Source organism: Myxococcus qinghaiensis, from assembly GCF_024198215.1.
Classification (GTDB): Bacteria; Myxococcota; Myxococcia; order Myxococcales; family Myxococcaceae; genus Myxococcus; species Myxococcus qinghaiensis.
In genome coordinates, this window is the sequence record NZ_JAKCFA010000047.1 from 39,480 (window position 1) to 46,076 (window position 6,597).

At 68.2% G+C, this 6,597-nt stretch carries 6 protein-coding genes; 1 reads left to right on the forward strand and 5 read right to left on the reverse strand.

All coding sequences use genetic code 11. From position 1 onward, the window contains the following. Positions 1-112: 112 nt before the first annotated feature. Positions 113-406: a UBP-type zinc finger domain-containing protein gene (locus LZ199_RS45055; protein ID WP_254000025.1), complete on the forward strand. Its 294-nt coding sequence runs from the start codon at positions 113-115 to the stop codon at positions 404-406. Positions 407-454: 48 nt separating this feature from the next. On the opposite strand, the gene LZ199_RS45060 is transcribed toward LZ199_RS45055, so the two are convergent. The 5 genes from LZ199_RS45060 to sitI6 all read right to left on the reverse strand — a co-directional run bounded on the left by LZ199_RS45060 (position 455) and on the right by sitI6 (position 6,432). Beyond that, positions 455-1,369 (reverse strand): S1C family serine protease, encoded by a 915-nt coding sequence (locus tag LZ199_RS45060; protein ID WP_254000026.1) that lies wholly within the window; start codon positions 1,367-1,369, stop codon positions 455-457. 16 nt (positions 1,370-1,385) lie between these two features. Next, complete coding sequence (locus tag LZ199_RS45065) at positions 1,386-2,285, reverse strand: S1C family serine protease (RefSeq protein WP_254000027.1); 900 nt, start codon at positions 2,283-2,285, stop codon at positions 1,386-1,388. A 121-nt stretch (positions 2,286-2,406) separates the two neighbouring features. Then, positions 2,407-5,031, reverse strand: coding sequence for a hypothetical protein (locus LZ199_RS45070; RefSeq protein ID WP_254000028.1), 2,625 nt, complete (start codon positions 5,029-5,031; stop codon positions 2,407-2,409). A 198-nt stretch (positions 5,032-5,229) separates the two neighbouring features. Further along, entirely contained in the window at positions 5,230-5,622 is a 393-nt protein-coding gene (locus LZ199_RS45075) for a hypothetical protein (RefSeq protein WP_254000029.1), read from the reverse strand. Between the two features lie 90 nt (positions 5,623-5,712). Continuing rightward, positions 5,713-6,432, reverse strand: coding sequence for a SitI6 family double-CXXCG motif immunity protein (sitI6, locus tag LZ199_RS45080; RefSeq protein ID WP_254000030.1), 720 nt, complete (start codon positions 6,430-6,432; stop codon positions 5,713-5,715). Positions 6,433-6,597 lie beyond the last annotated feature (165 nt).

The window sequence follows — 6,597 nt, forward strand, 5'->3', positions numbered from 1 at the left end:
GTCAGCCACCCTGGTGGCGAGAGCCTGGTCGCATGGATGCCCGGCACGTGGATGCGCGGGGCCTTCGTGCACACCCTGTCCGCGGGCGATGGGTTCACAGGGGAGAAGAACGATGGCGACCGAGTGCAAGCACATCGAGCAGGCGGGCAATCCCGAGGCGAGGACCGACGGCTGCGAGGAGTGTCTGAAGATGGGAGCGCAGTGGGTCCACCTCCGGCGCTGCCTGGAGTGCGGCCATGTCGGGTGCTGCGACTCCTCGCCGAACAAGCACGCGACGAAGCACTTCCATCAGACGAAGCACCCCGTCATTCAATCGTTCGAGCCGGGGGAGACGTGGGTGTGGTGCTTCGAGGACCGGCTGATGCTGGACGACCGTCCGGAGCAGGGCGAGTCGACTCGCGTCTAGGGACGGCGGGCTGGCTCCGGGCCAGGTGCACCCGGAGCCATGTCGCGTTCACGCCGCCACGGGCTCGATGCGGGGCCGCGTGCGCGCGGAGACCTGCTTGCGCCGTCCCTTGCGCAGCACGTCCAATGACACCTCTTCGTCGGTGGCCAGGGCCATCAGTCGCTGGAGGTCATCCACGCTGCCGACGGCGCGCCGATTGATGGCCAGCAGCAGGTCCTCCGGCTGGAGCCCCGCGTCGTCCGCCGGTGTCCCGTCCTGCACCTTCAGGATGCGCACCGCTCGGGGTTGACCCGTGTCGCGCGCATGCTCCGTGGCCAGGTTCACCGCGACCGCCGCGATGCCGAGGAAGCGCCGCTCCACCTTTCCCCGCTGGATGAGCAGGCTGGCCACCCACGCCGCCGTGGTGGCGCTCACCGCGAAGCCGATGCCCTGCGCGTACGGCAACACCAGCGTGTTGAGCCCCACCACCTCGCCACGCGTGTTGATGAGCGGCCCTCCGGAGTTGCCCGGGTTGATGGCCGCGTCCGTCTGGAGCATGCCCTCCAGGATGACTCCGTCGGGCAGCGTGACGCTGCGGTTGACGGCGCTCACCACCCCGAGCGCCACCGACTGCTCCAACCGGAAGGGATTGCCAATCGCCATGACGAGCTGACCCACGCGCACCGTCTCCGGCGCGGCGAGCGGCAGCGTCGGGAAGTCGCCTCCCTCCGCTCGCACCACCGCGAGGTCCGTGGGCGCATCACCGCCCACCAGCGAGCCGCGCAACTCCTCGCCGTTGGACAACTGCACCGTCAGCTTGCGAGAGCCCCGCATGACGACGTGGCGGTTGGTGAGGACATAACCATCCGGCGTGAGGAAGAGGCCCGTGCCATGGCCCCGTGCGTGCTCCACGCCCACCACCGCGGGCGAGGCGCGCGACGCGAGCGTCTCCAGGTCATCCGAGAACTGTTGCAGCAGCTTCATCGCGTCACCCCTCTCCTCACGAACGCTTTCCGATGGTGATGGGCACTTCACGCACCTCGCCGGCTCGCAGCACGCGCGCCGGGACGGCGGTGCCCACCTTCTCGTCTCCCAGGTAGCCGAGCAGGTCCTCCACCCCGTGCAGCGACTGGCCACCCAGGCTCACCAGCACGTCCCCGAGCAGCAGTCCCGCCCGGTGCGCCGGACCGTCCGGGTCCACCGAGAGGAAGATGAGCCCCGCCTCCGCGCCCGCCGTCGCCCACTGATGCTGAGGCAGCTTCACGGGGTACGCGCCCACGCCCAGGTAGCCACGACGGATGCCGCCGTGCTCGCGCAGCGACGCCGTCACCCGCGTCAGCGTGTCGTGCGGAATGACCACGGCCGAGGTGCGAGAGAAGGCCGCGGTGAGCAGTCCGACGAAGCGCCCCTCCACATCCACCAGCGCGCCTCCGGAGAAGCCGGGCGGCAGGTCCGCGTCTGTCTCCAGGTAGCGGTCCACGCGTCCGCCCGCGTGGGTGCGCCAGCCCTCGCCATGCGTGCTCACCATGCCGAGCGTGGCGCGCGCCGTGCGCCCCGGCCGAGCCACCGTGACGACGAGGTGGCCCACCTTCACGCCGTCCAACGGCGCGAGCGCGAGCGGGGTGAGATTCGCTGCATCGATTTTGAGCAGGGCCACGTCCGTGCTGGCGTCGCGGCCGATGAGCTCGGCGGACACGGTGCGTCCGTCGGACAGGCCTACTTGAAGTTGGCCTTCGTGCTCGACGGTGTGGCTGGTGGTGACGATGTGTCCCTCGGCGCTCCAGACGAGGCCGGTGGCGCCGCGACGACGCCGAGCGTCCACGCGGACGACGCTCGGTGAGGCGCGCTCAACGATGGAGGCGAGAGATTGGGAGAGGGCGGGAAGAAAGTCGGTGGACATGGCGTGTTCCTTTCGAGGCTGAAGGTAAAAGCCTCGAAGGCGCGCCACATCGGCGAACCGGGCAGGGTGCTCACCTGCCCGTTCGGGTAGGTCGCCCCTCCTTTCGGGAGGGCTCCTCGGGCTACTCCTCGACGACGACGCGGATGGGCGGTGAGCGGCCACCGCCGGGTCCGGGCGTCTCCAGCGTGACGTCCACGCCGCCGGGTTCCGCGAGCGCTTCGGCGGGGAGGAGCGCCTCGTAGTGTGCCACCTGGCCATCCCAGGTGAGCACGGGCTCGAGGCTCGAACGGAAGTCCCTCCACCGCAGCTCCGTGGCGGAGTGGATGCCCTGTCCCTTGATTCGGAGCGCCAGGGCGGGCGCATCCTTCAGGACGCTCATGGGCTCCACATGGGTCAGCAGCGGCACGGGTCGCTCGGAGACCACGTTGAGCAGCGCGGGCAGCGACACGCCACCGCCCTCCGCGACGCGGGACACCGTCAGCGAGCGGACTCCCACCTGCTCCAGCTCCGTCCCCTCCAGTCGTGTCCGTCCTCCTGGAACGGAGTTGACGCCGAAGTTCCCGGTCAGGGGTCGTGACTGGCCGCTCCAGTCCAGGGTGACCTGAGAGTTTTTCAGGGAGCTGCGGAACCAGAAGAAGTTCTCTCCCGGAAGGACGAAGAGTCGTTGCTGGGTGGCGGTCCACTCTCCCTGGGAGACGACCCCCGGCGCCACCCCTCGAAGCGTTGGGGTGAGCGCGCCCTGGATTCTCACATAGGCGGGGGAGCTCAAGCCGTGTCCCGGGGTGAAGGTCCGTAGCTCGTACACCCGAGGGGTCGAGACCTCCTCCTCGCTCAAGAGCAGGCTCGAAGGGCCGCTGAAGGCACGCGCCACGCCATTCACGAAGAGGTTCGAGGCGTTGATGAAATTCCCCGCGACCGTCGTCCAGAGGCTTATGTCGCGCTCGAAGTCGTGGCTCACGCCCACATCCACCACGGAATGAATGCTCACGGAGAGCTTGGGCTCCCCCTCTCCGAGGAGGACGAAGAACCCCTCCAGGCTCTCGCCGCCTCCAGGGCCCGGATTGGACACCGTCACCCGGCCGACGCCGGGTTGCGCCACCCACTCGGCGGGGACCTTCACCAACAGGGTGCTCTGGTTTCCAGGTCCCGCCACGCAGTCGACCGAGGTTCCGCAGGTCCACTCGGCTGGCAGCGGTTGGCCATTCCACCGGACGACCGAACGGGGGCTGAAGCCCTGTCCCTGGACGCGCAGACTCAGGTCGCCCCCGCCGGCGGGGGCGGAGGTGTAGACACCGTCCGTGACGGCAGCGAGGACGGGCACGGGTTGCTCCGCATGCACCACGAGCAGCAGGGGCAGGGTGGTGCCTCCTCCTGGCGCGGGCGTGCTCACGGTGACGGTGCGCACGCCCTTCGTCGTCAGGTCCTCGGCCTGGAGCTGGGTGGACAGCCGCGACGGGCCGTGGGGGCGGGTGGTGCGCTCCTGTCCGTCCAGCAGGATGACGGACTGGGGCGTGAAGCCGGCGCCGTCGACGAAGAGCAGCCCCGGCGCATCGCCCACGGACAGCACCGAGGGCAGCAGCGAGTGGGCGATGGGCGCGGGGGCCTGGGCGAGCACCTGGACGAAGAGGGGCGAGGACACGGCGCCGTCGAACATGCGCGTCACTGTCACGGGGAGGGTCCCGGGCTGGGCCAGCAGGGCGGCGGGGACGATGAATTCCCAAATCTCCTCCGAGTCCGGACCGAAGAAGTGCTCCAGGCGGTGCCCGTTCCAGTGGACGACCTGCTGCGTGAGGAGCCCTTGTCCCAGTCCTTCGCCCTGGAGTTTGAACCTGACCTCGTCCGAGCCCGCGAGCACCCATGCCGGGGAGACGGCATGCAACACCGGCTCGGACTTCACGGGGAGGGCATGGCCGGAGGACGTCTTTGCTCCGTCGGGGTCGGGCGTCTCCAGCGTCACCTGGACGGTGCCGGCTTGCATCCGAGCAGTGCTGGGAATCCATGCATGGACCCGGTTGGCGCCATCATAGGTCTCGGTGTGCAGAGGGGTGCCATTCCACTTCACCACCGTGTTGGAGCGCACCTGGAGCCCGCTGACGATGATGCGTTCGACGGAGGCGCTGCCTGCCTTGCCGCGATGCATGTCGAGGGCGTTCAGCGTGGGAGGCCAGATGCCCGTGATTGCCGGGGTGGGGCTCGTCACCGTCATGTTCAGTGGCAGCGAGCGGGCCGAGCGTGGGCGAGTGACTTCGATGACGAGCGTGTCCCGCGTCGTCTGGGCTTTCAGGGCCGACGGTGGAAGAGAGAAGCTTCCTTCGTGGGGGCTCGTCACCGTCAACGGATAGGTCTTGTCGCGGAAGAGGGCGTGGCTGCCCTTCACGAGGTTCTTTCCCGTGACGGTGATTCGCACGGCGTCCTCGGGCTCCGAGCCGAGCGTGTCGGGTGTCACGGAGGTCAGCTCGGGAGCGGGCAGGGTGAACGGGAGGCGAGGGGACCTGGCGCCTCCTTTGTACTCGGGGTCACCCCGGTAGACTCGCACCTCGAGGAAGAGCTCCGGTGTGGCCAAGGCGAACCAGGTTGGAACCAGGGCCCCCAGCTCCGTGGTGCTCACGAACTGGGTCTCCATGCGCTGGCCATTCACGAACACGATGCTGGACTGGGAGAAGCCGACGCCGATCACCCGCATGCTCAGCTCGGTGGCCTCCACGTCCGTCACGGCCACCTCTCCCAGGGTGACGGGGGGAAGCACCACCTCCTCCACGGCCGGGGTCCCCGCGTCTGGTTCAGGGAGGGGCGCCGGGCGTTCGAGGCCTGGCCCGCAGGCACAGAGGAGCCACAGCAGACACAGCCACCCTCGCGTCACATCCTGGCGCATCTGGAAGGAATCCTTTTCGGGTCCGACGTCGCCCTTCAAGACACGCGGGGGCCCTTCTCTGCGCAACGCGTGTTACCGGCCAGGCATCGAGACTGTGTAGATGGGAGACGTCGCGCCCTGGAGGAAGGGCGGGTTGCCTGGCGCCACGCGGAGCTCGAGCGGGAAGGTCGCGAGGCCCTCCACGAGGTTGGGGTCCAGTTGCACTCGCAGCTCCGTGCTGCTCACGAACTCGGTCGGAACGGCTGTCTGTCGGACGTACACGGCGGTGGCGGGGATGAAGTCGGTGCCCAGGACGAGGAGTTGTATCTCCGGGGCCGCGTCGTTGATGGCGATGGACATCACGACGACCGTGCTGGGCGGCTGAAGGAGGTGCTCGGACGGCGAGTCCCGTTCATCGATGCCCGGCCCACAGGCCAGGACCAGCCCCAACACGCACAGCCATCCGCCCAGCGGCTCACGGCGCATCCGGATGCTTCCTTTCTTCAACCCTGCTCGTGACAAGCCACACCCGACGCGCGATTCCTGCGCAAATTCACGCGGTCGGAAGGGAGAGGGTCAGCGTGTCGGCAGCTCCCGGAAGGTCATGCCGATGAGTCCGAGGCCCTGCACGGCGTGCATGAACCGCTCGGTGCCGATGAGCATCGTGGCGAAGTTCCCTACGCGGAAGAGGTCGAGTTCCTGGGGGAGCGAAGCGGCGTCGAGGATGGGTTCGTCGGGACGCGTGAGGTCGAGCCGGCCACAGGTCAGGCACGGTGGAGGCGTGTCCGAGGGAATGCAGTCAGGGTGAAGCTGGCCGAGCGGCTCAAACTGGGGCTCCAGCAGCTCCGGTGGGTTCCTTTTGCGGAATCGCAGCTCCGTGCGGCCACCGAGCAAGCCCCGCACTCCCGCGTCCTGAAGCTGTTCCAGGATGTCCCGCTGCATCAGCAGCGTGGAGTCTCCCAACCATGTGAAGGGACCAAACTCTCCGAGGGCTCGACCCACCAACGGCCCGAAGTTCGTTCCAGGTGGAAGCGTTGCACGGAGGGGGGCCAAGGGACGCACCAACTCACGCAGGCGTGTGAATTCAGAGACGGACTCAAGTCTGGCCCTCACGAACTCATCGACCTCGGGCAGTCCCGACAGGTCGACACACGGGTAGTCGTGGCCCGCCCCGCCCCAGGTGGCGCCACATGTGGGGCAGGTCACGCCGGGCAATCCCCACTTGTGCGCGGCGTTGAACTCGCCGTCGTACGTCGTGACCGCCCTGTCCTCACGCAACCAGAAAAATCGGGTCATCGATTTCTACGCTCCCGGGCGGAAATAGTACGGCTGGATAGTACTACCCGGTCACTTGAATCCAGGTAGCGGTCATGATCTACGGTCGGGATGACACCCGCACATCTGCGCAAGCTGGATGAGGCGCTGAGCGCCTACCTCGATGAGATGGTGGTCGGCATGGGG

Coding starts and splice junctions, on each gene's coding strand:
- LZ199_RS45075 (WP_254000029.1), bottom strand. CDS start 5,622: ATGCGCCGTGAGCCGCTGGGCGGATGGCTGTGCGTGTTGGGGCTGGTC.
- LZ199_RS45060 (WP_254000026.1), bottom strand. CDS start 1,369: ATGAAGCTGCTGCAACAGTTCTCGGATGACCTGGAGACGCTCGCGTCG.
- LZ199_RS45055 (WP_254000025.1), top strand. CDS start 113: ATGGCGACCGAGTGCAAGCACATCGAGCAGGCGGGCAATCCCGAGGCG.
- sitI6 (WP_254000030.1), bottom strand. CDS start 6,432: ATGACCCGATTTTTCTGGTTGCGTGAGGACAGGGCGGTCACGACGTAC.
- LZ199_RS45065 (WP_254000027.1), bottom strand. CDS start 2,285: ATGTCCACCGACTTTCTTCCCGCCCTCTCCCAATCTCTCGCCTCCATC.